The organism is Microbacterium halophytorum, assembly GCF_002970975.1.
Classification (GTDB): domain Bacteria; phylum Actinomycetota; class Actinomycetes; order Actinomycetales; family Microbacteriaceae; genus Microbacterium; species Microbacterium halophytorum.
This window is the reverse complement of record NZ_KZ672982.1, coordinates 420,904-446,603: the sequence shown is the minus strand read 5'-3', so window position 1 is coordinate 446,603 and position 25,700 is coordinate 420,904. Positions and strand designations below refer to the sequence as shown.

Sequence of the window (25,700 nt, the reverse complement as noted above, 5' to 3'; positions counted from 1 at the left end):
GGAATACAATCAGGTCTATGAGTACGCCGCTTGACACGCCGGACCACGGCGGGACCGCGACCCTCGATCGTGAGCTCGAGAAACTGCTCGAGGAGGAGCTGCACGAGCCAGGGGACCACGAGCGGTTCTCGCACTACGTGCAGAAGGACAAGATCCTCGAGTCCGCGATGACGGGCAAGCCCGTCCGCGCCCTGTGCGGCAAGAAGTGGACGCCGGGCCGTGACCCCGAGAAGTTCCCCGTCTGCCCCGAGTGCAAGAAGATCTACGAGCAGCTCAAGAAGTAGCCCGCGCGGGCGGCGAGCCCTACGGCTGTTCGACGTACGTCGTCGGGATCGCGGGGTCGGACTTGCTGAGCGCGAGACCGCGCACCGGCAGCTCGGAGCGCGCCGAGAGATGGTGCGCGCGGGCCGCGGCGACGCCCTCAGGGCCCTCGAACGAGTCGTCGACCTCACCGGACGACACCAGCAGCGTCTGCAGCCGCCGAACGCCGTCCTGCGGGAGGGCGGGGATGTCGTCGAAGCCGGCCCCGATGTGCACGAGCTCCTCGGCCGCGGAGCCCCCGTCGATCCGCCGAGCCGCGGCTTTGAGCCCGCCCTGCGATCCCTTGCCCGTCGCTCGCTTGGCCACGGGGACCCATCCGCCTCCCGCGCTCTCGCGAGCGACCAGTTTGTAGACCATCCCCGCCGTGGGGTATCCGGAACCGGTCACCACGGACGTGCCGACGCCGTACGCGTCGACGGGGGAGGCGGCGAGGGCCGCGATCGCGAACTCGTCGAGATCGCTCGTCACCGTGATCCGGGCGGACGTCGCCCCGAGCGAGTCGAGCAGGTCCCGCACCTCGCCCGCGACGATCGGCAGGTCGCCCGAGTCGATGCGCACACCGCCCAGCGCGGCGCCCCGTTCCTCGGCGAGCCGCACCGCCGTTCGAACACCCTGCTCGATGTCGTAGGTGTCGACGAGGAGCGTCGTGTCGGAGCCGAGCGCGTCGAGCTGCGCGCGGAACGCGTCCTCCTCGCTGTCGTGCAGGAGGGTCCACGCGTGCGCGGCGGTGCCCATCGTGGGAACGCCCCAGCTCCTGCCGGCCTCGAGGTTGCTCGTCGCGCCGAAACCCGCGATGTGGGCGGCGCGGCTGGCCGCGACCGCCGAGCGCTCGGCCGAGCGCCTCGCCCCCATCTCCGCGAGCGGGCGGCCGCCGGCCGCGATCGACATCCGGGCCGCCGCCGTCGCGATCGCCGAGTCGTGGTTCAGGATGCTGAGCGTGATGGTCTCGAGGATCACGGCGTCGGCGAACGTGCCGGAGACCGTGAGGATCGGCGAGCCGGGGAAGTAGAGCTCGCCCTCCCGGTAGCCGTGGATCGAACCGGAGAAGCGGTACCCCTCGAGGTATCGGAGCGTCTCGGCGCCGACGATGTTCTCGTCGCGGAGGAAGCGCAGCTCGTCGTCGCCGAAGCGGAAGTCGCGCAGCTGCGAGAGGAGGCGCCCGGTGCCGGCGACCACGCCGAACCTGCGCCCGCCTGACAGGCGCCTCGCGAACACCTCGAAGACGCACCTGCGGTGCGCGGTGCCGTCGCGCAGCGCTGCGTCGAGCATCGTCAGCTCGTAGCGGTCCGTGAACAATGCGGTCGAAGGGCTCACCCGCCCGACTCTACCGGGCGCGCGTCCGCCGGGATCCCTCCGCGAAGCGCGTCGTTCCCGCGCGCTCAGGCACCATCCGGCGTCGACGGGAGGCCGCTCGCGTAGGCTGGGGTCTTGTGAATGACGCGCCGATCGGAATCTTCGACTCCGGAGTGGGCGGGCTCACCGTCGCACGTGCGATCGGCGACCAGCTGCCGCGCGAATCGGTGCTCTACATCGGCGACACCCTGCATTCGCCGTACGGCCCCAAGCCCATCGCGGACGTGCGCCGCTATTCGCTCGAGGTGCTCGACACACTCGTCGACCAGGGCGTGAAGATGCTCGTGATCGCCTGCAACACCGCCTCCGCCGCCGTCCTGCGCGACGCGCGCGAACGGTACGACGTCCCGGTCGTCGAGGTGATCGGCCCCGCGGTGCGCACCGCGATCGCGACGAGTCGCAGCGGCCGGATCGGCGTGATCGGCACGGCGGGGACGATCGGGTCCGGCGCCTACCAGGACATGCTCGCGATCGCGCCGGGCGTCGAGGTCTTCACGGGCGCGTGCCCTCGTTTCGTCGAGTTCGTCGAGGCGGGGGTCACCGACAGCGAGGAGCTCCTGGACGTCGCGGAGGAGTACCTGGCGCCGCTGCGGGAGGCGCGCGTCGACACGCTCGTGCTCGGCTGCACGCACTACCCGTTCCTCAAGGGCGCGATCAGCTACGTGATGGGGCCGGATGTCGCGCTCGTCTCGAGCGACAGCGAGACCGCCAAAGACGTATACCGGGAACTGCTCGGGCGCGGGCTGATGGCGAGCGCGGGCGCCCTGCCCACGCGCGCATACGAGGCGACCGGCGCCGACACGGCGTCGTTCACCGCGCTCGCGAACCGGCTGCTCGGCAGCGAGGTGCGCGACGTCCGATTGGTGCGAACGGGCGCGATCGACCTGCCCACCCTCTGAACCACCGGATGTATGCCGCATGCGGCATCCGGAACCTACGAATCAGGAGATGCGATGACCGACATCACGCGCGCGGACGGCCGCGCCCTCGACGAGCTGCGCCCCGTCACGATCGAGCGCGGCTGGAGCGCGCAGGCGGAGGGCTCGGCGCTGATCTCGTTCGGGAACACGAAGGTGCTGTGCACGGCATCGTTCACGAACGGCGTTCCGCGCTGGCTGACCGGCAAGGGCACCGGCTGGGTCACGGCGGAGTACGCCATGCTGCCGCGGGCGACGAACGACCGTTCGACGCGCGAGAGCGTGAAGGGCAAGCTCGGCGGCCGCACCCACGAGATCTCGCGCCTCATCGGCCGTGCCCTGCGCGCCGTCGTCGACACCAGAGCCCTCGGCGAGAACACAATCGTGCTCGATTGCGACGTGCTGCAGGCCGACGGCGGCACGCGCACGGCGTCGATCACGGGCGCCTACGTCGCGCTCGTCGACGCGATCGAGTGGGGCCGTGAGAAGGGCTTCATCGCGAAGAAGGCCCGGCCCCTCAGCGACAGCATCAGCGCGATCTCGGTGGGGATCATCGACGGCGAGCCGATGCTCGACCTCCCCTACGTCGAGGACTCCCGCGCCGAGACCGACATGAACATCGTGATGACGGGAGCGGGGAAGTTCGTCGAGGTGCAGGGCACCGCTGAGGGCGCGCCGTTCGACAAGTCCGAGCTCGACCGCCTGCTCGACCTCGGTGCCAAGGGCTGCGCCGACCTGACGCGCCTGCAGGCGGAGGCTCTGGGCCGATGAGCCGCGTCGTCCTCGCCACCCACAACCGGCACAAGGTCGCGGAGTTCGCGGGCATCGTCTCCCGCGTGCGCCCCGATCTCGAGGTCGTCGGCTACGACGGGCCCGAGCCCGTCGAGGACGGCGTGACCTTCGCCCAGAACGCCCTCATCAAGGCTCGCGCGGCGGCCGCCCACACCGGGCTCCCCGCGCTGGCCGACGACTCGGGCGTCTGCGTCGACGTGCTCGGCGGTTCGCCCGGAGTGTTCTCGGCGTACTGGGCCGGTCACAGGAAGGACGACGCGGCGAACCTCGCGCTGCTGCTCGATCAGCTCTTCGACGTCGCAGGCCCTTACCGCGGAGCCCACTACAACTCGACGATCGCGCTCGTCGTACCGGGCGGCGACGAGCGCACCGTCGAAGGCATCTGGCCGGGGCGGCTCGCGACCGAGCCGCGCGGCGAAGGCGGCTTCGGGTACGACCCGGTCTTCGTTCCGGATGACGATGCCGCCGGTCGTACCGCTGCCGAGCTGACGGCCGAGGAGAAGAACGCCGTCTCGCACCGCGCCCGCGCCTTCGAGGCGCTCGCGCCCCTGCTCGCCGCGCTCTGACCCCGCGCGCCGCCCTCATCCGGCTGCGCTCCGCTCGCGTCACCGCGTGCGGAGCGCAGCGTCGGGGCCGGCGCGCGACAGCGCGAGGCGGACGGCGCCGGGGCCGCGCGCCTCACGGCACGAGGAAGAGCGCGTCGAGCAGGCCCGGATTGTGCGCGTGCACGAGCACGGCGAACACGACGGCGTCGAACAGCAGGTGCACCGTGACGACGTATGCGAGGGAACGCGTGCGCAGGAAGATGATGCCCTGCAGCAGCGCGAACGGGATCGTCAGCACGGGCCCCCATGCCCGGTAGCCGAGCTCCCACAGGAACGACACGAACACCACGGCCTGCAGGACGTTCGCCGTCGCGTCCGGCAGGTGCCGGCGCAGCAGCGCGAAGACCGTGCAGATGAAGAACAGCTCGTCCCAGATGCCCACGGCGCCGACGCCGACGAACAGCCGCGCGATCAGGTCGGGGGTGTCGACGACGGGCCAGTTGAGGTAGACGCCGCTCGTGATGAAGTAGAACGGCAGGATGAGCCAGCCGAGCACGAGCACGCCGACGAGCCATCCCCATTGCATCGGGCTCCAACGCGCGCCCGAACGCCACGGGAAGCGGATGGCGCGGTCGCGGAAGACGAACCGCGAGACGAGGTAGGGGACGGCGACCGCGCCGCCGAGCGCCACGGCGAAGCGCGCGATCGCCGCGTTGTCGAGCTCCGCCTCCAGCGGAATGGCGCTGACGATCAGCATTCCCGCGACGATCAGCGCGAGGTCCCGCGTGAGACCCGGCGCGTCGTCGGGCCCCGCCGCGCGCAGCGCGGGACCGCTCGTCCGCCGCTCGGCGAGACCGGCGGCGGCAAGGCCGGCGAAGGCCAGCGCGACCCCGAGCCAGGTGATCTCGAGCACGAAGAATGCCGGCGCGGCGAGGCAGACGAGCGCTGCCGGAAGGAGCGCGGTGCGCCAGGGGAGCGGTGACGTCCGAGAGGTCTCGTCTCTCACGTCGCCGCCCATGGCGACAGCCTATCGGCGGCGACTCGACGCCTCGCCCCGCCCCGCCCCGCCTCGACCCGCCCCGCAGGGAGCGGGAGCCGATCTTGCGAGCGAAGCGAGCACGATCGCCTCCCGCGACCGAGGACTCCGAAAGGCGACGACGGGATGTGGCCGCCCTTCGGCGGTCACATCCCGTGCGGGAGCCGATCTTGCGAGCGAAGCGAACAAGATCGCCTCCCGCGACCGAGGACTCCGAAGATCGACGACGAGAAGCGGCCGCCCCTTGGGCGGCCACTTCTCGTGCGGGCGGCGGGACTCGAACCCGCACGCCGTGAGGCACAAGGACCTAAACCTTGCGTGTCTGCCAGTTCCACCACGCCCGCGCGGCCTCCATTCTAGGTGTGCGGGGAAGCCGCGCCGCGCCGCCGCCGCCCGGCGCCCCCTGTGGATAACTTCGGCGGCGGCGCGCGGATGTCGGTAGAACGGAACGCGTGAGCGCCGTTCCCGCCGACCTGACCGACCGAATCCGGTCCCGTCTGCGCGCAGAGAGCATCGATCCGGCGCGCGACGACGACGCGACCGTGCGCCTCGTGCGCGGCGAGATGCGGCGGCACAACGACATGGCCTCAGCCCGCGGCTTCGCCCCGATCGACGACGAGGCCGCGTGCGAGCGCGAGGTGCTCGCGACGCTGACCGGGTACGGCGTGCTCGACGCGTACCTCAGCGACGACACGGTCGAGGAGCTCTGGATCAACGGGCCGGACCGTGTGTTCGTCGCCAGGGGCGGTCGCAGCGAGCGCCTCGCGCTCCGCGTGGAGGAGCGGGAGATCCGCGACCTGGTCGAACGGATGCTGCACTCGGCGGGCCGCAGGGTCGACCTGAGCCAACCCGTCGTCGATGCGTCGCTGCCCGACGGCTCGCGCCTGCACGTCGTGATCCCGGATGTCGCCAGGCGCAGCTGGTTGGTGAACATCCGGCGCTTCCTGCCCTCGCACCGGAGGCTCGGCGACCTCGTCGCGGCCGGCTCGCTCGACGAGGGCGCGGCCGAGCTGCTGCGCGGCGCCATGGCGTCGGGGCGCAGCGTCGTCGTCTCCGGCGCGACGCACGCGGGGAAGACGACGATGCTCGGTGCGCTGCTGGCGGCGTCGCCGCCGGAGCACCGCATCGTCACAGTCGAGGAGACCTTCGAGCTCGCCGTCGACGCGCCCGATCTGGTGGCGATGCAGGGGCGGCAGCCGAGCCTCGAGGGCACGGGGGAGATCACCCTGCGCCGGCTGGTGCGCGAGGCCCTCCGGATGCGGCCCGACCGGATCGTCGTCGGGGAGGTGCGCGATGCCGAGGCGCTCGACCTCGTGCTGGCGCTGAACACGGGCGTGCCGTGTGCCGCGACGGTGCACGCGAACTCGGCGGCGGATGCGCTCGCGAAGCTCGCGATGCTGCCGCTGCTGGCCGGTCGCAACATCGATCGCGGCTTCATCGCCCCGGCGATCGCCCGCAGCGTCGACCTCGTCGTGCACTGCGAGCGGCTGCCGAGCGGCGGTCGGCGCGTGGCCGAGATCGCGGCGCCGACCGGCGAGCACGACGAGGCGGCGATCGCCACCGAGACAGTGTGGCGCCCCGGCGCGTTCCTCAGATCCGCCGGGGAACGCGCGGCGCAGCGAGAGGCGGCGGCGCTGTGACGATTCTGCTGGGCGTGCTGCTGGCGGCCGGAGTCCTCCTCACGGCTTCGCCGTGGCTGTGGCCGGCCTCGGCACGGCGGGAGGCGCCTCGGGTGACGGGCGCGTCGGCCCAGCTGCTCGCCGCGGCGGGCTTCCCGGATGCCGCACCGCGAGTGCTCGTCGTCGGATGCGCCTCGGCCGGCGCCGTGGCGGGGGCGAGCGCATGGCTGGCGGCCCAGATCCCCGTGCTCGTGGGCCTGGCATGCATCGCGGGCGCCGCCGCGCCGATCGCCTGGCTCCGCGGCCGTCGTTCGGCGCTCATCCGGGCCAGGCGCTCGCTGTGGCCCGACGTCTGCGACCTCCTCGTCGCGAGCGTGCGCGCGGGGATGGCGCTCCCGGACGCCGTCGCGAGCCTGGCGCAGTCGGCGCCCGCCGAACTGCGGCCGTCGTTCTCGCGCTTCGCTCGCGACATGGCGGCGTCCGGCAGCTTCGGGTCGAGCATCGACCGGTTGAAGCGCTCGCTGGCCGACCCGCTGGCCGACCGCATCATCGAGACGCTCCGGATGTCGCGGGAGGTCGGCGGCACCGAGCTGGTCCCGGTTCTGCGGGCGCTGGCGGCATCGGTGAGGGCGGAATCGGCGCTGCGCGGCGAGGTCGAATCCCGGCAGTCCTGGACGAAGGGCGCCGCCGTGCTCGGGGTCGTCGCGCCCTGGGCGATCCTCGGCATGCTCGCGATTCGCCCGGAGGGGGCGGCGGCGTACTCGAGCGGGCTCGGCGTCGTCGTGATCGTCACGGGCGCCGTCGTATCGGTCGTCGCGTACCGGTTGATGATCCGGGTCGGGCGCCTGCCGGAGCCGAAGCGCTGGTTCGCATGAGCGGCGCCTCGGACATCGCGCTCGCCGTCCTGCTCGGCGGTGCGCTCGGCGCGGGGCTCTGGACCGTGCTCGCCGCGATGCCGCGCTGGGGAGCCGTTCCTCTGGAGCGCCGCATCGCACCGTACATCCGGGACGTCACGGATCCGGCGGGGACGACCGCCGCGGGCAGCGCCAGCGACCCCGGTTCGGCGATCGCGGGCGCCGGGGGCGCGCTCTGGCGCGCTGCGCGGCTCAGGGCGACGGCGCTGCTCGGCGGGACGGCGGCCGTCGCCAGGCGGCTCGAGCGCGCGGGCCTCGGCTCCGATGCGGCGGCCTTCCGCGGGCGCCAACTGGCGTGGGGGCTCGCCGGAGCGCTGGCAGGAGGCGTGCTGCTCGTCGCCGTCGCGATGGCGGGCCGCTTCGCCCCGCCAGCCGCACTTGTGCCGCTCCTCGGCGCGGCCGCGGGGGCGCTGGGCTGCGACGCCGCGCTCACCTCCCGGGCGAAGGCCAGGGCGCGCCGCATCGCCGACGAACTGCCGACGGTGCTGGAGTTCCTGGCGCTCTGCCTCGCGGCGGGCGAGGGCATCCTCGACAGCATCCGGCGCGTCGCCGACGTCGGCACGGGCGAGCTGACGGGGGAGCTGCGGCGGGTCGTCGTCGAGGTCGGGACGGGCGAGCCGCTCGCCGGCGCGCTCACCGGAATGGCGCGCCGCGTCGACGTGCCAGCACTCAGCCGCGCGACGGATCACCTCGTGGCCGCCCTGGAGAGGGGCGCACCGCTCGCACAGGCCCTCCAAGCGCAGGCGGGCGACGCGCGCGAGGAAGCGAAGCGCACGCTGATCGAACAGGCGGGCAAGCGGGAGATCTGGATGCTCGTCGTCCTGGTCTTCGCGATCCTGCCGCTCAGCGTGGTGTTCGCGCTGCTGCCCGGCATCACGATGCTCAACGTGGGGCTGTGACGGACCCGGACGGAAGACCGATGACAGGAGAAGAGGAGAACAGGCATGAACGGGAAGAGACGAGCACGGGGCCTCGCGGCCGACGAAGAGGGCGACGTGCCGGGGTGGGTGCTCATCACGCTGATGACCGCCGGCCTGGTCGTCACGGTATGGATGCTCGCCGGGCCGGCGCTGTCGGCGCTGTTCGAGCGCGCCATCTCGAGCGTCGGCGTCATCTGACTTGGCGCCGGCGGGCAGGGGAGGCGTCCGCCGCGGTACGGCGCCGTGCCGGCCGTGCGCCGTCGCCGGGCGTCGCGGCGGACCACCGCGGCTCCGCGCCCGTGGAGTTCATCCTGGTCGGCGCCCTGCTCACGTTGCTCACGGTCGCCGTGCTCCAGCTGGGCTTCGCCGTGTACACGCGCAACGTCGTGCAGGATGCGGCCGTCGACGCCGCCTACCGGGCCGCGCTCGCCGATGCTCGGCCGGGCGAGGCGGCGACGCGTGCGGACGAACTGATCGCGCGCGCCGTCGGTGACGGATACGCCAGGGAGGTCTCGGTCACGAGCGGTGCCGTCGCGGGAGTCGACTCGGTCGTCGTCACGATCAGCGCCGCTCTGCCGCTCGCGGGGCCGTTCGGGCTCTCGGGCGCCCTGGAGGTGACGGCGCATGCACCGCGCGAGTCGCTCGGGTGAGCGCGTGGGCGTGCGGAAGCCCATCTGCCGCATCGGAATCCGCGGAGGGATGCTCCGCGCGGACGAGGGCGGTTCGGCCGCCCTCGAGTTCATCGCGGTCGGGGTGCTGCTGCTCGTGCCGATCGCGTACCTCGTGATCGCCCTCGGCACCGTTCAGTCGCACGCACTCGGCGCGGAGGCGGCCGCGCGCTTCGCGGCTCGCACGATCGCGAACGACTCGGCATCGACGCCGGGCGAGACCGCGGCGGCCGTTGCGAGCCAGTACGGCATCGACTCCGACGCGCTCGACATCGGTGTGAGCTGTGCACCCGCCGCATCTAGGTGCCCCGAAGCGGGCGCCGTCGTGACGGTCACGGTGCGCGCGGAGGCGGAGCTGCCGTTCGTCCCGCCCGTGCTCGGCCTCGACCGGATCGCGCGCGTCCCGATCGAGGCGACGGCGGCGCACAAGGTCTCGCGGTTCGGGGGAGCGGGGTGAGCGCGTCGCCCGCCCGCCGCATCCGACGGCACGGGGGCGCCCGCGGCACAGGGCACGCGCCACGGGGGCGCGGGCTCGCCGGGGACGAGGACGGGAGCACGCTGCTCCTCACGCTCGGCTACGCGCTGTTGGCGCTCGCGCTCATCCTGGTGTGCGCGAACGCGACGTCGATGTACCTGGCGCAGAAGCGGCTGGACGCGCTCGCCGACGCCGCGGCGCTCGCCGGGGCGGACGGCTTCGAGATCGAGCTCCGCGGGGACGATCCGATCGCGACCCTGCGCGACGACGAGGTGCGCGAGCAGGCCGAGTCCGTGGTGGTCGTCGCGGGCGGGGGCGCGGCGCTCGTCGCTGCGGGCACGCCGGACGGCGCGTCGGCCCGCGTCACGGTCGCCGACCGCTGGCACCCGGTCCTGCTGAGCCCGTTCGTGCCGGACGGCGTGGAGCTGACCGCGACGGCGACGAGCCGGACGGCGCTGAACTGAACTGCTCAGCCGCGCGGCGGTCCTGGAGCGTAGCGCGGCACCCAGCGGAGGAACGCGAGCGCGCCGAGGAGGCCGACGGCACCGACGATGCCGGTCGCGACCGACAGCGACGCGAGCGCGGTGACGCCCGAGATGAGCAGCGGCGTCGACGCCCCGCCAGCATCGGTGATCGTGCGCCAGGAGCCGAGGAACGCGGCCGGCTCGCGCTCCGGCGCGATGTCGGCACCGATCGTGAGCAGGATGCCGCTGGAGAGACCGTTCCCGACGCCGAGCACGATCGCGCACACGCCGAACCACAGCGCCGCGTCCTCGAGCCCGTGCGTGAACGACAGCAGCAGGAGCGACGCGCCCATCAGGCCGAGCGCGGGCAACGTGGAGGCGAGGCGCCCGAAGCGGTCCGTGATCTGGCCGCTGACGTAGAAGAGGGCGAAGTCGATCGCACCGGAGACGCCGACCACGAGCGCGATCGTCTGGGAATCGAGCCCGAGCGAGACTCCCCACAGGGGAAGGATCGCGGGGCGCGCCGCGCGCACCGCGGCGAGGCTGGCCGCGGCCAGGCCGAGCCGGGAGAGGACCTCGCGGTTGCGCCGCATCGTGCGCCAGACGCCGACGCGCTCGGCCGTCGGGATCGAGCCGGTCACGGCTTCGCCCGTGTCTTCCACCACCTCCTCCCTGGCCGCGCTCTCCTGGCGGATGAGGGTTCGCTCCGGGTCCGGACCGAACGCGACGAGGAGGCCGACGAGCACGAGGACGGCGGCGAAGAACCAGATCGCGGCTCGCTCGTCGTGGAAGACGCCCAGGAGAGCGGCCGCGACGAACGGGCCGGTGAACGCCCCGAGGCGGAAGGCCCCGCCGAGCGCCGCGAGCGCGCGGGAGCGCACGGAATACGGAACGCGGGTCGTCATGAACGTGTGTCGCGCGAGCGCGAACGCCGCGGCGAAGAGCCCGACGAGGAGGGCACCGAGCGCGAGCAGGCCCCAGAACTCCGCGAACAGCATCACGGCGCACGCGACGAGCGAGCCCGCGGCTGCGATGATCATCGTAGTGCGCTCGCCCACTCGGGAGACGAGCCAACCAGCGGGGATGTTCCCGCACAGCTGCCCGACGACGATGCCGGCGGGAACGAGCGCCGCGACCGAGAGGGATGCGCCGAGATGCACCGCGAGGATCGGCAGCAGCGGCAGAACCGCGCCCTGGCCGAAGGAGTAGAGCGCCGTCGGGCCGTAGATCATCGGGCCGAAGCGCAGCAGCACGGTGCGTGCGTCCGGACCGGGGGACGACGGGGGCGCGGCAGTCACTCGGATCAGCCTACTCCGCTGCACGCACGGGTCACCACGCCGATCGGCGGTAGGCTGAGGAGGCCATGATTGAACTTGACCTGTCCGCCGACATCCAGGCGCTGCGCACGACGTTCGCGAACATCCGAGAGGTGGTGAACCCCGAGGGCCTGCGCGACAAGATCGCCGCCCTCGAGGAGCAGGCCGCCGATCCGGAGCTCTGGAGCGACCAGGAGAATGCGCAGAAGGTGACGAGCGCCCTCAGCCACGCGAAGGCGCAGCTCGCGAAGGTCGAGAAAGCCGAGGGGCGCATCGACGACCTCGAGGTCATGGTCGAGCTCGCGATCGAGATGGACGACCAGGACACGGCCGACGAGGCGCGCACCGAACTGGCCGCGCTGGAGAAGTCGATCGGTGACCTCGAGGTGCAGACCCTGCTCGACGGCGAGTTCGACGAACGAGGCGCCGTCGTGACGATCCGATCCGGCGCGGGCGGCGACGACGCCACCGACTTCGCAGAGATGCTCATGCGCATGTACCTCCGCTGGGCGGAGCGCCGCGGCTACCCCGTCAAGGTGCTCGACACCTCGTACGCCGAGGGCGCCGGCATCAAGTCGACGACGTTCGAGATCGACTCGCCCTTCGCCTACGGCACGCTGTCGGTCGAGGCCGGCACCCATCGCCTCGCGCGCATCAGCCCGTTCGGCTCGGCCGACAAGCGTCAGACGTCGTTCGCGGCCGTCGAGGTGATCCCGGTGATGGAGGAGGCCCAGGAGGTCGACATCCCCGAGAACGACCTGCGCATCGATGTCTTCCGCTCGTCGGGCCCCGGCGGCCAGTCGGTGAACACGACCGACTCCGCCGTGCGCATCACGCACATCCCGACCGGCATCGTCATCTCGATGCAGAACGAGAAGTCGCAGATCCAGAACCGCGCGGCCGCCATGCGCCTGCTGCAGACGCGCCTGCTGCTGCTGCAGAAGGAGCAGGAGGCCGCGAAGAAGAAGGAGCTCGCCGGCACCATCACCGCGAGCTGGGGAGACCAGATGCGCTCCTACTTCCTCTACGGCCAGCAGCTGGTAAAGGACCTCCGCACTGGTTACGAGTCGGGCAACCCGACGACGGTCTTCGACGGCGACCTCGACGGCTTCATCAACGCGGGCATCCGCTGGCGCAAGCGCCCCACCGAGGACTGACGCGGAGCCGCGCTTTCTCTCAACGGAGAACCATGAACGTCCGCACCCCATCATCCGGGGTGCGGACGTTCTGTTTGTGCGCTCTCAACGTGACCAACGCTGGTGAGTCGGCGTAGGACGGGATGCTCCGCAGGCTGGCATCGGGTTTGGCGGGAGCGAGCGCAGCGAGCGGGGGCGGGGCCCCGGCGCGCGAGGCTCTGCCTGACGCGAAGCGGCAGGCAGAGGAGCGCTGGGGATCCTGCGGAGCGTCCCGTCCGGAGCCGACGGACGCAACCAGCTGTTGCAGCGGAAGGCCCTTGCTCTCAGCCAAGAGAGCAAGGGCCTTCCGCTTTGCCGACAGGACGTTACTTGTTCTCGCCGTCCGTCACCTCGTGCTGGTGGCGGAAGTGCGGGTTGTCCGTCGGGTCGTCGCCGTACTCGGCCAGGGCGTGCGCCTGGTGCTCCTCGGCGTGCTCGAGCTCCGTCTGCGTGATCGGCGCGAGGCGGTCCTCGAAGAACCAGCGCGACAGGGCCGCGCGGAACTTCTGGCTGCCCGTGATCCTGCCCTCGTCGTTCGGGCGCACGATCAGCGGCTCGTACTCCGAGTCGGGGATGAGCTTCCAGCGCTCGTACACGTCGACCGGCTTGTGGACCTCACGGAACTCGCCGCCGGGGAGGCGCACGATGCGGCCCGACTCGTAGCCGTGCAGGAGGATCTCGCGGTCCTTCTTGAGCAGCGCGATGCAGATGCGCTTCGTGATCCAGTACACGACGATCGTGCCGAGGATGAGCGCGGCCTGAAGGCCGTGGATGACGCCCTCCATCGTGAGCTTGAAGTGCGTCGCGATGATGTCGGACGAAGCCGCCGCCCAGAGGACCGCGTAGAACCAGACGCCGGCGGCACCGATGGCGGTGCGGGTCGGGGCGTGGCGCGGGCGCTGAGCGATGTGGTGCTCGCGCTTGTCGCCCGTGACCCAGGCCTCGATGAACGGGTACACCGCGACGAGCACGATGAAGACCACCAGCACGATCAGCGGCAGCATGACGCCCATCGGGATCGTGTAGTTGCCGATGACCCAGTCGAGGTGCGGGGGAGCGAGGCGCAGTGCGCCGTCGGCGAAGCCGATGTACCAGTCGGGCTGGGTACCGGCGGACACCGGCGACGGGTCGTACGCGCCGTAGTTCCAGATCGGGTTGATCTGCACCATCGAGGCGATCAGGACGATCGCACCGAAGACGATGAAGAAGAAGCCGCCCATCTTCGCCATGTACACCGGCATCATCGGGTAGCCGACGACGTTGTTGTTCGTGCGGCCGGGGCCCGCGAACTGGGTGTGCTTGTTGATGATCATGAGCATGAGGTGGAGGACCACCAGCGCGATCAGGATCAGCGGCAGGATCAGGATGTGCAGCGAGTAGAGGCGTCCGACGATCGCGTCACCGGGGAACTCGCCGCCGAAGAGCAGGAACGAGGTCCAGGTGCCGATCAGCGGGATGCCCTTGATCATGCCGTCGATGATGCGGAGGCCGTTGCCCGAGAGGACGTCGTCGGGGAGCGAGTAGCCCGTGAACCCGAGGCCCATCGCCAGGACGAACATGACGAAGCCGATGACCCAGTTGAGCTCGCGCGGCTTGCGGAAGGCACCCGTGAAGAACACGCGCAGCATGTGGACGCCGATGCCCGCGACGAAGACGAGCGCGCCCCAGTGGTGGATCTGGCGGACCAGCAGCCCGCCGCGCAGGTCGAAGCTGATGTGCAGCGTCGACTCCATCGCGGCCGACATCTCCATGCCGTTCATCAGCGGGTATGCGCCGTGATAGACGGTCTCGGCCATCGAGGCCTCGAAGAAGAACGTGAGGAACGTGCCCGAGAGGAGCACGACGACGAACGACCACAGCGCGATCTCGCCGAGCATGAACGACCAGTGGTCGGGGAAGACCTTGCGCCCGAGCGCCTTCACGAGGCCGGAGAGGCTCGTGCGCTCGTCGAGGTAATTGGCGACTCCGCCGACGAACTTGCCGCCCAGCGGCTTCTCGTCAGGCTTCTGGGTCTCGTCCTGAACGGTTGCGGTACTCAATGGCGCTCCCAGAAGCTCGGGCCGACAGGCTCTTCGAAGTCGCTGCGCGCGACGAGGTAGCCCTCGTCGTCGACGGTGATGGGCAGCTGAGGCAGCGGGCGCGAAGCAGGGCCGAAGATGACCTTCGCCTCGTCCGTCACGTCGAACTGCGACTGGTGGCAGGGGCAGAGGAGATGGTGGGTCTGCTGCTCGTACAGGGCGACGGGGCAGCCGACGTGCGTGCAGACCTTGGAGTACGCGACGATGCCGTCGTACGACCAGTCCTTGCGCGACTCGCGCTCGTGGAGCTGCTCGGGCAGCAGGCGGACCATGAGGACCATGGCCTTGGCCTTCTCGTTGAGCATGCCGTCGTGGTGGCTGAGCTCGCTGAGACCCTCGGGGATGACGTGGAACGCGGAGCCCAGCGTGACCTCGGAAGCCTTGATCGGCGTGCCGCCCGGGTCGCGCGTCAGGCGCGTGCCCTTCTCCCACATCGTGGTGTTGAGCAGAGCGACGGGGTCACCGGCGAGCGGGTCCTCTTCGGACGAGTGCGGTGCGAGGCCGCGGAACAGCGTCAGGCCCGGCAGGATCGACGCGCCGAGTGCGACGAACAGCGAGTTCCGGATCATCTTGCGGCGCCCGAAGCCGGACTCCTCGTTGGCGATGCGGAACGACTCGATGGTGGCCTCGCGAGTCTCCTCCGTGCCGCGCGTGGCGTGCCGCTCCTCGACGTACTCGTGGTCGGCCATCAGGGCCTTCGACCAGTGGATCGCCGCGACGCCGATCGACAGCAGCGCGAGTGCGATGCCGAGGCCGATGTACATGTTGTTGTGGCGGATCGAGGTCATCTGCTGGTCCTCGATCGGGAACAGCATGTACGCGGCGATCGCCCAGAGGCTTCCGGCCACCGACAGGTAGAACAAGCCGTACACGACGCGCGCTGCGCGCTTCTCGGCCTTCGGGTCCTTGTCCGTCATCCGCTGCCGGTGGGGCGGCATCCCCGGGTTCTGGGGTGCGTCGGAGACATTGACGGCCAGGCCGGCGGCGGGCTGGTAGGCCGCCACCTCCTGTGTCTCACCGTCGTGTGCCATGGTGCTCCTCGTAGATTCGTTCGTCATATGAGCCTCAGTTGGACTTCGCCGTGATCCACACGACAACGGCGATCAGCCCGCCGATGCCGAAGATCCACACGAAGAGGCCCTCGGACACCGGGCCGAGCGAGCCGAGCGTGAAGCCGCCGGGCGCCTGGGCCTCCTGCTGGTACAGCAGGGCCGAGATGATGTCGCGCTTGTCCTCGGGCGTGAGGTTCATGTCGTTGAACACCGGCATGTTCTGCGGGCCCGTGACCATGGCCGCGTAGATGTGCAGGGCGCTCGTGTCCTGGATGTCCGGCGCGAACTTGCCCTCGGTGAGCGCACCGCCGGCGGCCGCGACGTTGTGGCACATCGCGCAGTTGATGCGGAACAGCTCGGCGCCGTGCGCCACGTCGCCCTCGCCGTCGAGCACCTCGTCGGCGGGGTACTGGGGGCCGGGAGCGACCGACTGCACGTAGGAGGCGACCGCGAGGATCTGCTCCTCCGTGAACTGCGGCTCCTTCATCTCGGCCTGGGGGCCCTGCATCTGCAGCGGCATCCGGCCGGTCGACATCTGGAACTCGACGGCGAGCTCGCCGACACCGGCGAGCGAGGGCCCGTTGGCGGTGCCCTCGAGGTCGAGGCCGTGACAGGTCGCGCAGTTGGCCTGGAACAGCTTCTGGCCGTCCTCGACCGTCAGGGTGGTCTCCGCCTGTGCGGTCTCGGTGGTGGCGGCGACGGCGGCGGAGGCGCCGGCGTAGATGCCGCCGGAGAGGAGCAGGCCGATGCCGAGGAGTGCGACGGTCGCGAGCGGGCTGCGTCGGCCGGCCTTGCGGCTCTTGGTGAACAGTGCCATGTGTTGCTTCAGCTTTCCGCTCTTTTTACTTGAGGAAGTAGATGACCAGGAACAGCGCGATCCAGACCACGTCGACGAAGTGCCAGTAGTAGGACACGACGATGGCCGTCGTCTCCTCCTTCTGGCGGAACTTCTTCACGGCGTAGACACGCCCGATCGTGAGGAGGAACGCGATGAGTCCGCCGGTGACGTGCAGGGCGTGGAAGCCGGTCGTCAGGAAGAAGGCGGCCGCGTACGAGTTGGAGCTGATCGTGAGCCCCTCCGCCGCGAGCTGCGCGTACTCCCACACCTGGCCGGAGACGAACACGGCCCCCAGCGCGAAGGTGATCCAGTACCACTCGACCATGCCCAGCTTCTTGCGGCCGTTCACCTCGTCGCGGAACGGGCGGCCGTTCTCGGCGGCGAAGACGCCCATCTGGCAGGTCACACTCGAGAGGACCAGGATGATCGTGTTGACGAGCGCGAACGGCACGTTCAGGAGGCCGGCGCCTTCTTCCCACAGCCCGGGGCTGGTGCTGCGGAGCGTGAAGTAGATCGCGAACAGGCCGGCGAAGAACATGACTTCGCTGCCGAGCCAGACGATCGTGCCGACCACGACCGGTTCAGGTCGCTTCACTTTCAGTGCCGGGGCATAGGTAGCTGGGGATGTCACGAGTCCATTATGGCCGATGAAACACCGTGCTGTGGGCAGGACTCCGCCCCGATCGTAGTGAGGGGAACCTTAGTTCGGGCCGCCGGTCGCCTGTGAATCCCGCCCATTAGGCTGTTCCCATGGCGGATGAGATTGTGTGGCCGGATGTCCTGACGACCGTCCTCGAGGGGCGCGACCTCAGCGTGTCAGAGGCGGAATGGGCCATGCGGCAGGTGATGCAGGGGGCGGTGACCCCCGCACAACTCGGCGGCTTCCTCCTGGCGCTGCGCGCGAAGGGCGAGTCGGTGCCCGAGATCATCGGGTTCCGCGACGCGATCCTCGACGCCGCCGTGCCGCTCCCCGTCGACCCGAACGTGCTCGACATCGTCGGCACGGGCGGCGACCGCATCGGCACGGTCAACATCTCGTCGACCGCCGCCATGATCATCGCGGCGACGGGCATTCCCGTCGTGAAGCACGGGAACCGAGCGGTGAGCTCGAAGTCAGGCGCGAGCGACGTGCTCAGCGAGCTCGGCATCGACCTGCGGCTCCCGCCGGAGGCGGTCGCCGGCGTTCTCGACCGCGCGGGCATCACGTTCGCCTGGGCGGCGGCGTTCCACCCCGGCTTCAAGCACGCGAGCCCCGTCCGCGCCGAGCTCGGCGTGCCGACGGTGTTCAACTTCCTCGGCCCGCTCGTCAATCCCGCCCGCGCCGAGGCCAACGCGGTCGGTGTCGCGAATCCGGATGTCGTGCCCCTGATCTCCGGCGTCTTCCGGACGAGGGGCGCGACGGCGCTCGTCTTCCGCGGCGAGGACGGGCTCGACGAACTGACGACGACCGGCTACAGCCGCATCTGGCAGATCTCCAACGGCGACGAGCACGCGTTCGACGTGCATCCGCGCGACCTCGGGATGCCCACCGCGACGCTGGACGACATCCGCGGGGGCGACGCCGCCCACAACGCGGGGGTGCTGCGCCGCACGCTCGCGGGGGAGCGCGGCGCGGTCCGCGACATCGTGCTGCTGAACGCGGCGGCGGGCATCGTCGCGTTCCGCCTGTCGCAGGACCCGTCGCAGGCGCAGCGGAACATGATCGAGCGGCTGAACGAGGCCAGGGACGAGGCGGCGGCCGCGATCGATGACGGCCGCGCCGAGGCACGGCTGACCGCGTGGGTGGAGGCGTCCGCCGCGGCTGGCGCCGAATGACGGCCCGCAGGGCGTTCCCCTGGCTCGTCGTCGCGGGGATCCTCGCGGTCGCGCTGTGCCTGCGCGCACCGATCCTGGGAGTCTCGCCTGTCCTGCGCGACATCGTCGCCGATCTCGGACTCGACTCGACATCCGGTTCGATGCTGATGACCGTCGCGGTGGCGATGTTCGCCGTCGCGACGCCCGTCGCATCGCTCGTCATCCGCAGGGCGGGCCCCGAGCTCGCCGTCATCGTCTGCCTCGCCGGCGTGATCGCGGGAACGCTCATCCGGATGCTCCCGAGCTTCACCGCGATGCTCATCGGCATGGCGGTCATGGGCGTCACGATCACGATCGGCAACGTCGTGGTCCCGGTGATCATCCGTCGCGACGTGCCGGAGCGGCATGTCGCGACGGTCACGGCGGCCTACGCCGCGGTGATCAACGTCGGCGCGCTGCTGGTCACGCTCACGACGGCGCCGCTCGCGGAGGCGATGGGCTGGCCCGCGGCGCTGGCCGCGTCGATCGTCCTGCCGATCGCCGCGCTCGCCCTCTGGATCGTCCACATGCTCCGCGACCGCGAGCCCGGCGCGACCTGGGCGGAGCAGGGCGTCAGGTCGCGACATGCGTCGGGCTCCGGCGCGACGGAGTCGATCTCTCTCACCGGCCCGGTTCCCGTGATGGGGCGCAGGGGCGGCGCGCTGCGCAACCCCGTCGTGTGGCTGCTGACGTTGACGTTCGCCGGTCAGTCGGCCGGGTACTACGCGCTGTCGACCTGGCTCCCCGCGATCGCCGCCGACCTCACGGACTCGAGCGCGTCGAAGGCCGGCGCGCTCGCCTCGCTGTTCCAGGCGACGGCGATCGCCGGAGCATTCCTGGTGCCGCTGCTGGCGAGGTTCTTCCCGATCGTGGTCCCGGCGATGACGGTCGCCGCCGGATGGATCACGATCTCCCTCGGCCTGCTGCTCGCCCCGGAGCTCTATGTGCTGTGGGCCTCGATCGGCGGCGTCGCGCAGGCCGGCGGGTTCGTCGTCGTGTTCACGGTGCTGGTCCGCGCGGTCCGATCCGACCGGGAGGCGGCGACGGCCTCGGCCGTCGTGCAGGGCTTCGCGTACGTGGCGGGCACGCTCGGCGCGCCCGTCGCGGCGTTCCTGCACGACGCCACGGGGGCCTGGACGGCCCCGCTCGTGTTCACCCTCGCCCTCGCCGCGCTGTTCACGGCGTCCCTCGCCGCGGCGCTCGTGGTGCTTGCGCGGCGCTGAGCCCTACGGGAGCGGGTCGTCGTCCGTCAGCTCCTCGTGCACGCGCCGGAGGTCCTCCAGCAGGGAACCGACGAGGATCCAGTTGTCGGCGCTCGGCTTCGGGACGCGCATCGGCCGGGTCAGCGCAGGCATCGATTCGGTCGGCGGGGCATCGGGGGCCTGGTCCGCCCGACGCACGAAGAAGCGCACGTCGTGGGCCGCGCGCCTGAGCTGCTCGGCGATCCCGAGCGCGACGGGGTCTTCGGCGAGGCCGTCGTCGTACCGGTCGTAGAGCGCCCTGGTCATGCCGACGACCTGCGTCACGACGGGCGAGAAGCGGTCGCGCAGGGCGACGATGTCGTCGAGCGCCCCTCGGTGCCTGCCGCCGCGCGGGTTGAGTGTGAGCGATTCGCGCGCTGACTCGATCGCGGCGTCCGCAGCGTCGCGCATCGGGCGCATCAGGCGCGCCGTGACCATCATCTCCGCCAGCTGTGCCGGCGTGCGGGTGTGGTCGAGCGCGTCCGCGAGCCGGTCGAGGGTCGCCGCGACCTCGGCGCCCAGCGCCTCGACGGCCTCCTTGGCGGGAGCGATCGTGACGGGCGGCACCAGCAGCAGGTTCACGACGAAGCCGAGCGCCGCGCCGATGATGGTCTCGATCACGCGGTCGAACGCGTAGTCGGGGGTCGCTTGGCCCATCGCGACGACGAGCAGGGCGCTGATCGCGACCTGATTGGTCGTGCCCGCCGTCATCCGGACCGCCCATGCGACCGCGAGCCCGAGCACGATCGAGAGGACGAGCGCCCAGACGGCGTCGGGAACGAACAGCGCCACGGCGCTGGCCACGAGCACACCGACGATGACGCCGGCGCTGCGCTCGATCGCCTTGAGGTACGACTGGTTCAGGCTCGGCTGCACGACCAGGAGCGCCGCGATCGCGGCGAACACAGGAGGCGGGCCGACCGGAATCAGCCACCCGCAGATGAGCCACGCCGCGACCATGGCGACCGCCGTCTTCGCGAGCTGCAGAACCGGAGCGCGGCGCTTCGCCCGCACGGCCGAGAGGACCTCCATGCTGTCAGCGTACGGCGCGACCGGCGGCTGCCGGCACCCGCGCGCGAGCGCCGCGCCGGTGCGCCGCGGCGGCCGCCGTCGGGCGGACGCGGGCGAGGAACCGCCGCCGGTCAGGCAACTCCGCCGCTCGGCGCATACGCTGAAGCCATGTCACGACCAGACGACGCCCTGTCATGGGACGGCGATGACGACCCGACGCTCAGCGTCGGCCCCGACGCAGAGCCGTCCGCACCGGAGGCGAGCGAGCCGGTCGGAGCTGGCGCTCCGCCGGAGCCGACGCCGCGCGCCGCGGAAGAGGAGCCCGCCGCGGGGGAGGACTCCTCGGCGCCGGCCGACGAGGAGGCGGTGCCGTCCGCAGGGCCGCGCCGGATGGGCGACGTCGCGCTGGTCGCGGTGGGCCTGCTCGGCGGGGTCTACGCACTGTGGACCGTCGGCTGGGTGCTGGGAACCATGCGGCTCCAGGTGCTCCAGGGTCAGGACGCGATGTTCCTCGGCAGCATGGCGCTGGGCATCGCGGCGCCGGCCGTCTGGTTCGTCGCCGCCTGGGTGCTGACCGCGGGGCGCGCGACGTGGGTGCGCTTCGCCTGGCTGATCGCCGGCGTCATCATCCTCGTGCCGTGGCCGTTCGTGATGGTGGGGGTGATCGGGCGATGAGCGGTGGCAGCACCGCGACGCGCGGCACTCCCGGCTGGCTGGTCGCCGCCGTCGCCGGCCTGTTCGGCCTGTTCTACGCCTTCGCCGTGTGGAACGGCGTCGGCCAGCTCATCACACAGGTGAGCTTCTTCTCCGAGGCGGGCCTGTCGCTGTCGGCGACCGGATGGGCCGTGTGGCTGCTGACGATCATGCTGCCGATCGCGGTCTTCGCCGCGGGCGTCGCCATCGGTCGGAGCCGAGGCATCGGGCGGCTCGCGCTGCTCCTCTTCGCGGGCCTGGCCGTCGTCGCCGTGTTCTGGCTCGACGTGATCGCCTACGCCACGGCGAACCAGTCGGCGTTCGTCGCCGTCTGAGCGCGGCCCGCGGCCCGACCGCGAGCGCGGCGCGCAGACTGCTCAGCCGGAGCGGCGGATGGCCGCCGTCTGCGCAGTGTGACGCCGTGTGCCGGCACCGCGGGCGGCAGATTCGTCACGTCGTCGGGGCGGCGATAGGCTGGGCGCAGATCGCGTCGGCGATGGAGCGCGACGCGGCGATATCCACCGCGCCCTCGCGCAAAGCATCGAAGGATCCCACGTGTCGAAGCCCGTCGTCCTGATCGCCGAACAGCTCTCGCCCGCCACAGTCGACGCCCTCGGGCCCGACTTCGACATCCGGCGGGTCGACGGCACCGATAGGCCGGCGCTGTTCGACGCGCTCGGCGAGGCGCACGCCGTGCTCGTCCGGTCGGCGACCAAGGTCGACGCGGAGGCGCTCACGCACGCCCCGCGCCTGAAGGTGATCGCCCGCGCGGGTGTCGGCCTCGACAACGTCGACATCAAGGCGGCGACCCAGGCGGGCGTCATGGTCGTCAATGCACCGACCTCGAACATCATCTCGGCGGCGGAGCTCACCTGCGGCCACATCGTGAGCCTCGCCCGCCACATCCCGGCCGCCCGAGCGTCGCTCGGCGCAGGGGAGTGGAAGCGCAGCAGCTTCACCGGCACCGAGCTGTTCGAGAAGACACTCGGTGTCGTCGGGCTCGGCCGCATCGGCGCCCTCGTTGCCGCCCGCATGCAGGGCTTCGGGATGCGGGTCGTGGCCTACGACCCCTACGTCACGGCCGCGCGTGCGCAGCAGCTGGGCGTCGAGCTGCTCAGCCTCGAGGAGCTCGTGCGCCAGGTCGACTTCCTCACGATCCACATGCCGAAGACGCCCGAGACGACGGGCATGATCGGCGAGGCCGAGCTGAAGGCCATGAAGCCGACCGCTTACGTCGTCAACGTCGCTCGCGGCGGCCTGATCGACGAGGAGGCGCTCGCGGCGGCCCTCGCGGCCGGAGAGATCGCCGGCGCGGGCCTCGACGTGTTCACGAGCGAGCCGCCCGCCGACACATCGCTGACGGGCCTGCCCAACGTCGTCGCCACGCCGCACCTCGGTGCCTCGACGGGTGAGGCCCAGGAGAAGGCGGGCATCTCGGTCGCAAAATCGGTCAAGCTGGCCCTCGAGGGCGACCTCGTGCCGGATGCGGTGAACGTCGCCGGCGGTGCCATCGACCCGTTCGTGCGCCCCGGCATCGACCTCGTCGAGAAGCTCGGCCAGATCTTCGGCGGCCTCGCATCCGCCGGCCTGCAGTCGCTCGAGGTCGAGGTGCGGGGCGAGCTCGCCGACTACGACGTCAGCGTCTACCGCCTCGCGGCGCTCAAGGGCATCCTGCGCAACGTCGTCAGCGAGTCGGTGTCGTACGTGAACGCGCCGGTCATCGCCGAGCAGCGGGGCATCGAGACCCGGATGATCGTCGAGGCCGACAGCCCCGAGTACCGCAACATCACGATCCTGCGGGGCACCCTCACCGACGGCACGACGCTCGAGGTCGCGGGCACGCTCGCCGGGACGCGTATGGTGCAGAAGATCGTCCGGATCAACCACTACGAGATCGAGGTGCCGATCGAGAGCAACCACGTGGTGATCCGCTACCAGGACGGCCCGGGCATGGTCGCGATCTACGGCGCCAAGCTCGGCGACGCCGGCATCAACATCGAGGGCATGCAGGTCGCCCGCGAGGTCGACGGCCAGGCGATCGCGGTCATCACGGTGAGCCAGCGCGTCCCCGAGGACGTCCTGGCCGACCTGGGCGAGGCCATCGGCGCCAGCATCGTGCGCCAGATCGAGCTCGTCGAGGACTGACGGCTCACCGGCGGCCCCGTCTGCGGGCGGGGCCGCTCCCATACCCACACGCCGGCGCGTCCGGCATCGTCGAAGGAGGAGCGCGATGTCGCGCGTCATCAAGCTTGCAGTGATCCCTGGCGACGGGATCGGGCCGGAGGTCGTCGCCGAGGCCGAGAAGGTGCTCGACGCGGCGACCGCCGGTTCCGGCGTGTCGTTCGAGAGGACCCGATTCTCGCTCGGCGCCCAGCGCTACCTCGACACGGGCGATACGCTGACGGACGAGGACCTCGCGTCCATCGCCTCGCACGATGCGATCCTTCTCGGCGCTGTCGGCGGCCAACCGGGCGACCCCCGCCTTCGCGACGCGAACATCGAGCGCGGGCTCCTGCTGAAGCTGCGCTTCGCGCTCGACCACTACGTCAACCTCCGCCCCTCGAAGCTCTACCCCGGCCAGCCCGGTCCGCTCGCCGCCCCCGGCGAGATCGATTTCGTCGTCGTGCGCGAGGGGACGGAGGGCCCGTATGTCGGCAACGGCGGGGCGATCCGCCAGGGCACGCCCGCCGAGGTCGCGAACGAGACGAGCGTCAACACGGCGTTCGGCGTCGAGCGCGTCGTCCGCTACGCGTTCGAGGCGGCGCGCAAGCGGCGCGGCGCGCTGACGCTGGTGCACAAGACGAACGTGCTGGTGAACGCGGGGTCGCTCTGGCGCCGGCTCGTCGACGAGGTCGGCGAGGAGTACCCGGACGTGGCCGTAGACTATCTGCACGTCGACGCGGCCACGATCTTCCTGGTCACGAACCCGAGCCGTTTCGACGTCATCGTCACCGACAACCTCTTCGGGGACATCCTGACCGACCTCGCCGGCGCCGTGACGGGCGGCATCGGGCTCGCCGCATCCGGGAACATCAATCCGGCGGGCGCGTTCCCCTCGATGTTCGAGCCGGTGCACGGCTCCGCGCCGGACATCGCGGGCACGGGCGCCGCCGACCCCACGGCCGCGATCGGTTCGGTCGCCCTCCTGCTGGACCACCTCGGGCTCACCGAGGAGGCGGCTCGGGTCGCGTCGGCGATCGAGGCCGACATCGCGGCGCGGCGCGAGGGCACGGGCAGCCGCACGACCTCGGACATCGGCGACGACATCGCCGCCTCGGTGCGGGCGTAACCTTGATCCCGGCGGGCTCTCCACCGCCCCACGCACGTTAGGAACCACCATGGCTGAAACCACCGCACTGCCCGACTTCCTGGTGCAGAAGAACCTCGCGGGCAAGAGCCCTGCCGAGCGCGAGGAGCTGCTAGTCGACCCGGGCTTCGGCACGGTCTTCACCGATCACATGGTCGATGTGTGCTGGTCCGAGCGGGGCGGATGGCACAACGCCAGGGTGCGCCCGTACGGCCCGATCACGCTCGACCCGGCGGCGGCGGTCCTGCACTACGCGCAGGAGGTCTTCGAGGGCATGAAGGCCTACCGCCACGCCGGAGGCGGCATCTACACCTTCCGCCCCGAGCTGAACGCGCGCCGGATGAACCGGAGCGCGCGCCGCCTGTCGATGCCGGAGATCCCCGAGGAGCTGTTCCTGCGCGCGCTCCGCGAGCTCATCGCGGTCGACGGCGCGTGGGTACCGTCGAACCCCGACCAGACGCTCTACCTGCGGCCGTACATGTACGCGAAGGAGGCGTTCCTCGGCGTCCGGCCCGCGAAGAAGTACGACTTCCGCGTGATCGGCAGCCCGTCCGGCGCATACTTCTCGGGCGGCGTGAAGCCCGTCTCGATCTGGCTGAGCGAGAACTACGCCCGCGCGGCCAAGGGCGGCACGGGCGCAGCGAAGACGGGCGGCAACTACGCGTCCAGCCTGCTCCCGCAGTCCGAGGCGATCGCGCAGGGGTGCGACCAGGTCGTGTTCCTCGACTCCGGCGGCAACGTCGAGGAGCTCGGCGGCATGAACGTCGTGTTCGTGAAGGCCGACGGGACCCTCGTCACGCCCGACTCGGAGAGCATCCTGGACGGCGTCACGCGCAACTCGCTCCTGACGCTCGCCGAGGAGCGAGGGCACAAGGTCGAGCGCCGCGGAGTATCGCTCGAGGAATGGCGCGACGGCGTCGCTTCGGGCGACATCGCCGAGGTGTTCGCGTGCGGCACGGCGGCGGTCGTCACCCCGATCGGCACGCTGAAGGGCGCAGGCTTCGTCGACGAGCAGCCGTCGGGCGAGCTGGGCCTCTCGCTGCGCGAGGAGCTCACCGACATCCAGTACGGGCGCCGCGAGGACTCCCACAACTGGCTCTACCGCCTGGACGCATAACCGATTGAGCTGCCG

The 25,700-nt window shown here is 71.2% G+C and carries 27 protein-coding genes and 1 tRNA gene; 19 read left to right on the top strand and 9 right to left on the bottom strand.

From position 1 onward, the window contains the following. The first annotated feature begins 17 nt into the window (after positions 1-17). Entirely contained in the window at positions 18-284 is a 267-nt protein-coding gene (locus C0010_RS02140; RefSeq protein ID WP_105565377.1) for a DUF3039 domain-containing protein, read from the top strand. A gap of 19 nt (positions 285-303) precedes the next feature. On the opposite strand, the gene C0010_RS02135 is transcribed toward C0010_RS02140, so the two are convergent. Next, positions 304-1,635, bottom strand: coding sequence for a nicotinate phosphoribosyltransferase (locus tag C0010_RS02135; protein WP_105565376.1), 1,332 nt, complete (start codon positions 1,633-1,635; stop codon positions 304-306). A gap of 116 nt (positions 1,636-1,751) precedes the next feature. Here C0010_RS02135 and murI point away from each other — a divergent pair, with 116 nt between their 5' ends. The 3 genes from murI to rdgB are packed head-to-tail and all read left to right on the top strand — an operon-like array spanning position 1,752 to position 3,949. Then, positions 1,752-2,573 carry a glutamate racemase gene (gene murI, locus C0010_RS02130; protein WP_105565375.1) on the top strand — a complete coding sequence of 274 codons (822 nt, stop codon included), beginning with the start codon at positions 1,752-1,754 and terminating at the stop codon, positions 2,571-2,573. 54 nt (positions 2,574-2,627) lie between these two features. Continuing rightward, positions 2,628-3,362: a ribonuclease PH gene (rph, locus tag C0010_RS02125; RefSeq protein WP_105565374.1), complete on the top strand. Its 735-nt coding sequence runs from the start codon at positions 2,628-2,630 to the stop codon at positions 3,360-3,362. Continuing rightward, complete coding sequence (gene rdgB, locus C0010_RS02120) at positions 3,359-3,949, top strand: RdgB/HAM1 family non-canonical purine NTP pyrophosphatase (protein WP_105565373.1); 591 nt, start codon at positions 3,359-3,361, stop codon at positions 3,947-3,949. Before rph ends, rdgB begins: the two co-directional genes overlap by 4 nt. Positions 3,950-4,061: 112 nt before the next feature. On the opposite strand, the gene C0010_RS02115 is transcribed toward rdgB, so the two are convergent. Then, on the bottom strand, positions 4,062-4,946 hold the full coding sequence (locus C0010_RS02115) for a CPBP family intramembrane glutamic endopeptidase (RefSeq protein WP_158685222.1): 885 nt from the start codon (positions 4,944-4,946) through the stop codon (positions 4,062-4,064). A 280-nt stretch (positions 4,947-5,226) separates the two neighbouring features. Then, positions 5,227-5,308, bottom strand: a tRNA-Leu gene (locus C0010_RS02110). 108 nt (positions 5,309-5,416) lie between these two features. Here C0010_RS02110 and C0010_RS02105 point away from each other — a divergent pair. From C0010_RS02105 to C0010_RS02080, 7 genes are all read left to right on the top strand, one after another. Continuing rightward, positions 5,417-6,604, top strand: coding sequence for a CpaF family protein (locus C0010_RS02105; RefSeq protein ID WP_232531670.1), 1,188 nt, complete (start codon positions 5,417-5,419; stop codon positions 6,602-6,604). Continuing rightward, positions 6,601-7,458, top strand: coding sequence for a type II secretion system F family protein (locus C0010_RS02100; RefSeq protein WP_105565372.1), 858 nt, complete (start codon positions 6,601-6,603; stop codon positions 7,456-7,458). Before C0010_RS02105 ends, C0010_RS02100 begins: the two co-directional genes overlap by 4 nt. Continuing rightward, on the top strand, positions 7,455-8,396 hold the full coding sequence (locus C0010_RS02095) for a type II secretion system F family protein (RefSeq protein WP_105565371.1): 942 nt from the start codon (positions 7,455-7,457) through the stop codon (positions 8,394-8,396). Before C0010_RS02100 ends, C0010_RS02095 begins: the two co-directional genes overlap by 4 nt. Before the next feature lie 45 nt (positions 8,397-8,441). Next, positions 8,442-8,615 (top strand): hypothetical protein, encoded by a 174-nt coding sequence (locus C0010_RS15100; RefSeq protein WP_174150233.1) that lies wholly within the window; start codon positions 8,442-8,444, stop codon positions 8,613-8,615. 101 nt (positions 8,616-8,716) lie between these two features. Continuing rightward, positions 8,717-9,067, top strand: coding sequence for a TadE/TadG family type IV pilus assembly protein (locus C0010_RS02090; protein WP_232531669.1), 351 nt, complete (start codon positions 8,717-8,719; stop codon positions 9,065-9,067). Positions 9,068-9,116: 49 nt separating this feature from the next. After that, positions 9,117-9,542, top strand: a complete 426-nt coding sequence (locus C0010_RS02085) for a TadE family protein (protein ID WP_105565566.1) — start codon at positions 9,117-9,119, stop codon at positions 9,540-9,542. After that, the gene (locus C0010_RS02080) at positions 9,539-10,024 is read left to right on the top strand and encodes a pilus assembly protein TadG-related protein (protein WP_232531668.1); all 486 of its coding nucleotides are present in this window, start codon (positions 9,539-9,541) and stop codon (positions 10,022-10,024) included. The genes C0010_RS02085 and C0010_RS02080 overlap by 4 nt, the downstream gene beginning before the upstream one ends. Before the next feature lie 5 nt (positions 10,025-10,029). On the opposite strand, the gene C0010_RS02075 is transcribed toward C0010_RS02080, so the two are convergent. Continuing rightward, positions 10,030-11,322 (bottom strand): MFS transporter, encoded by a 1,293-nt coding sequence (locus C0010_RS02075; protein ID WP_408631062.1) that lies wholly within the window; start codon positions 11,320-11,322, stop codon positions 10,030-10,032. Between the two features lie 65 nt (positions 11,323-11,387). Here C0010_RS02075 and prfB point away from each other — a divergent pair, with 65 nt between their 5' ends. After that, on the top strand, positions 11,388-12,497 hold the full coding sequence (prfB, locus tag C0010_RS02070) for a peptide chain release factor 2 (protein ID WP_105565369.1): 1,110 nt from the start codon (positions 11,388-11,390) through the stop codon (positions 12,495-12,497). A gap of 344 nt (positions 12,498-12,841) precedes the next feature. Here prfB and qcrB read toward each other — a convergent pair whose 3' ends face one another. The 4 genes from qcrB to ctaE are packed head-to-tail and all read right to left on the bottom strand — an operon-like array spanning position 12,842 to position 17,114. Further along, positions 12,842-14,554: a cytochrome bc1 complex cytochrome b subunit gene (gene qcrB / locus C0010_RS02065; RefSeq protein ID WP_105565368.1), complete on the bottom strand. Its 1,713-nt coding sequence runs from the start codon at positions 14,552-14,554 to the stop codon at positions 12,842-12,844. Beyond that, positions 14,551-15,624: a cytochrome bc1 complex Rieske iron-sulfur subunit gene (gene qcrA, locus C0010_RS02060; RefSeq protein WP_105565367.1), complete on the bottom strand. Its 1,074-nt coding sequence runs from the start codon at positions 15,622-15,624 to the stop codon at positions 14,551-14,553. The genes qcrB and qcrA overlap by 4 nt, the downstream gene beginning before the upstream one ends. A gap of 34 nt (positions 15,625-15,658) precedes the next feature. Next, on the bottom strand, positions 15,659-16,462 hold the full coding sequence (gene qcrC / locus C0010_RS02055; protein WP_105565366.1) for a cytochrome bc1 complex diheme cytochrome c subunit: 804 nt from the start codon (positions 16,460-16,462) through the stop codon (positions 15,659-15,661). Positions 16,463-16,487: 25 nt separating this feature from the next. Beyond that, the gene (gene ctaE, locus C0010_RS02050; RefSeq protein ID WP_267893842.1) at positions 16,488-17,114 is read right to left on the bottom strand and encodes an aa3-type cytochrome oxidase subunit III; all 627 of its coding nucleotides are present in this window, start codon (positions 17,112-17,114) and stop codon (positions 16,488-16,490) included. Positions 17,115-17,233: 119 nt separating this feature from the next. Here ctaE and trpD point away from each other — a divergent pair, with 119 nt between their 5' ends. Next, on the top strand, positions 17,234-18,298 hold the full coding sequence (gene trpD, locus C0010_RS02045) for an anthranilate phosphoribosyltransferase (protein ID WP_105565364.1): 1,065 nt from the start codon (positions 17,234-17,236) through the stop codon (positions 18,296-18,298). Further along, the gene (locus C0010_RS02040; protein WP_105565363.1) at positions 18,295-19,539 is read left to right on the top strand and encodes an MFS transporter; all 1,245 of its coding nucleotides are present in this window, start codon (positions 18,295-18,297) and stop codon (positions 19,537-19,539) included. The genes trpD and C0010_RS02040 overlap by 4 nt, the downstream gene beginning before the upstream one ends. 3 nt (positions 19,540-19,542) lie before the next feature. Here the strand turns inward: C0010_RS02040 and C0010_RS02035 are convergent, their stop codons facing one another. Further along, positions 19,543-20,589 carry an FUSC family protein gene (locus tag C0010_RS02035; RefSeq protein WP_105565362.1) on the bottom strand — a complete coding sequence of 349 codons (1,047 nt, stop codon included), beginning with the start codon at positions 20,587-20,589 and terminating at the stop codon, positions 19,543-19,545. A 147-nt stretch (positions 20,590-20,736) separates the two neighbouring features. Between C0010_RS02035 and C0010_RS02030 the strand changes: the two genes are divergently transcribed. From C0010_RS02030 to C0010_RS02010, 5 genes are all read left to right on the top strand, one after another. Continuing rightward, positions 20,737-21,243 carry a DNA polymerase III subunit gamma/tau gene (locus tag C0010_RS02030; protein ID WP_105565361.1) on the top strand — a complete coding sequence of 169 codons (507 nt, stop codon included), beginning with the start codon at positions 20,737-20,739 and terminating at the stop codon, positions 21,241-21,243. After that, positions 21,240-21,596 (top strand): hypothetical protein, encoded by a 357-nt coding sequence (locus C0010_RS02025; RefSeq protein ID WP_105565360.1) that lies wholly within the window; start codon positions 21,240-21,242, stop codon positions 21,594-21,596. The genes C0010_RS02030 and C0010_RS02025 overlap by 4 nt, the downstream gene beginning before the upstream one ends. A gap of 220 nt (positions 21,597-21,816) precedes the next feature. After that, entirely contained in the window at positions 21,817-23,406 is a 1,590-nt protein-coding gene (gene serA / locus C0010_RS02020) for a phosphoglycerate dehydrogenase (RefSeq protein ID WP_105565359.1), read from the top strand. Positions 23,407-23,491: 85 nt separating this feature from the next. Continuing rightward, positions 23,492-24,550, top strand: a complete 1,059-nt coding sequence (locus tag C0010_RS02015) for a 3-isopropylmalate dehydrogenase (protein ID WP_105565358.1) — start codon at positions 23,492-23,494, stop codon at positions 24,548-24,550. A gap of 49 nt (positions 24,551-24,599) precedes the next feature. Further along, positions 24,600-25,685 (top strand): branched-chain amino acid aminotransferase, encoded by a 1,086-nt coding sequence (locus C0010_RS02010; RefSeq protein ID WP_105565357.1) that lies wholly within the window; start codon positions 24,600-24,602, stop codon positions 25,683-25,685. Positions 25,686-25,700 lie beyond the last annotated feature (15 nt).

Excerpts from the sequence above, each read along its gene's own strand:
- C0010_RS02030 (WP_105565361.1), top strand. The coding sequence starts at position 20,737 with ATGTCACGACCAGACGACGCCCTGTCATGGGACGGCGATGACGACCCG.
- qcrC (WP_105565366.1), bottom strand. The coding sequence starts at position 16,462 with ATGGCACTGTTCACCAAGAGCCGCAAGGCCGGCCGACGCAGCCCGCTC.
- qcrA (WP_105565367.1), bottom strand. The coding sequence starts at position 15,624 with ATGGCACACGACGGTGAGACACAGGAGGTGGCGGCCTACCAGCCCGCC.
- C0010_RS02010 (WP_105565357.1), top strand. The coding sequence starts at position 24,600 with ATGGCTGAAACCACCGCACTGCCCGACTTCCTGGTGCAGAAGAACCTC.
- C0010_RS02015 (WP_105565358.1), top strand. The coding sequence starts at position 23,492 with ATGTCGCGCGTCATCAAGCTTGCAGTGATCCCTGGCGACGGGATCGGG.
- trpD (WP_105565364.1), top strand. The coding sequence starts at position 17,234 with ATGGCGGATGAGATTGTGTGGCCGGATGTCCTGACGACCGTCCTCGAG.
- C0010_RS02035 (WP_105565362.1), bottom strand. The coding sequence starts at position 20,589 with ATGGAGGTCCTCTCGGCCGTGCGGGCGAAGCGCCGCGCTCCGGTTCTG.
- C0010_RS02095 (WP_105565371.1), top strand. The coding sequence starts at position 7,455 with ATGAGCGGCGCCTCGGACATCGCGCTCGCCGTCCTGCTCGGCGGTGCG.
- C0010_RS02085 (WP_105565566.1), top strand. The coding sequence starts at position 9,117 with ATGCTCCGCGCGGACGAGGGCGGTTCGGCCGCCCTCGAGTTCATCGCG.
- rdgB (WP_105565373.1), top strand. The coding sequence starts at position 3,359 with ATGAGCCGCGTCGTCCTCGCCACCCACAACCGGCACAAGGTCGCGGAG.
- rph (WP_105565374.1), top strand. The coding sequence starts at position 2,628 with ATGACCGACATCACGCGCGCGGACGGCCGCGCCCTCGACGAGCTGCGC.
- C0010_RS02115 (WP_158685222.1), bottom strand. The coding sequence starts at position 4,946 with ATGGGCGGCGACGTGAGAGACGAGACCTCTCGGACGTCACCGCTCCCC.
- C0010_RS15100 (WP_174150233.1), top strand. The coding sequence starts at position 8,442 with ATGAACGGGAAGAGACGAGCACGGGGCCTCGCGGCCGACGAAGAGGGC.
- C0010_RS02040 (WP_105565363.1), top strand. The coding sequence starts at position 18,295 with ATGACGGCCCGCAGGGCGTTCCCCTGGCTCGTCGTCGCGGGGATCCTC.
- C0010_RS02140 (WP_105565377.1), top strand. The coding sequence starts at position 18 with ATGAGTACGCCGCTTGACACGCCGGACCACGGCGGGACCGCGACCCTC.
- prfB (WP_105565369.1), top strand. The coding sequence starts at position 11,388 with ATGATTGAACTTGACCTGTCCGCCGACATCCAGGCGCTGCGCACGACG.
- C0010_RS02025 (WP_105565360.1), top strand. The coding sequence starts at position 21,240 with ATGAGCGGTGGCAGCACCGCGACGCGCGGCACTCCCGGCTGGCTGGTC.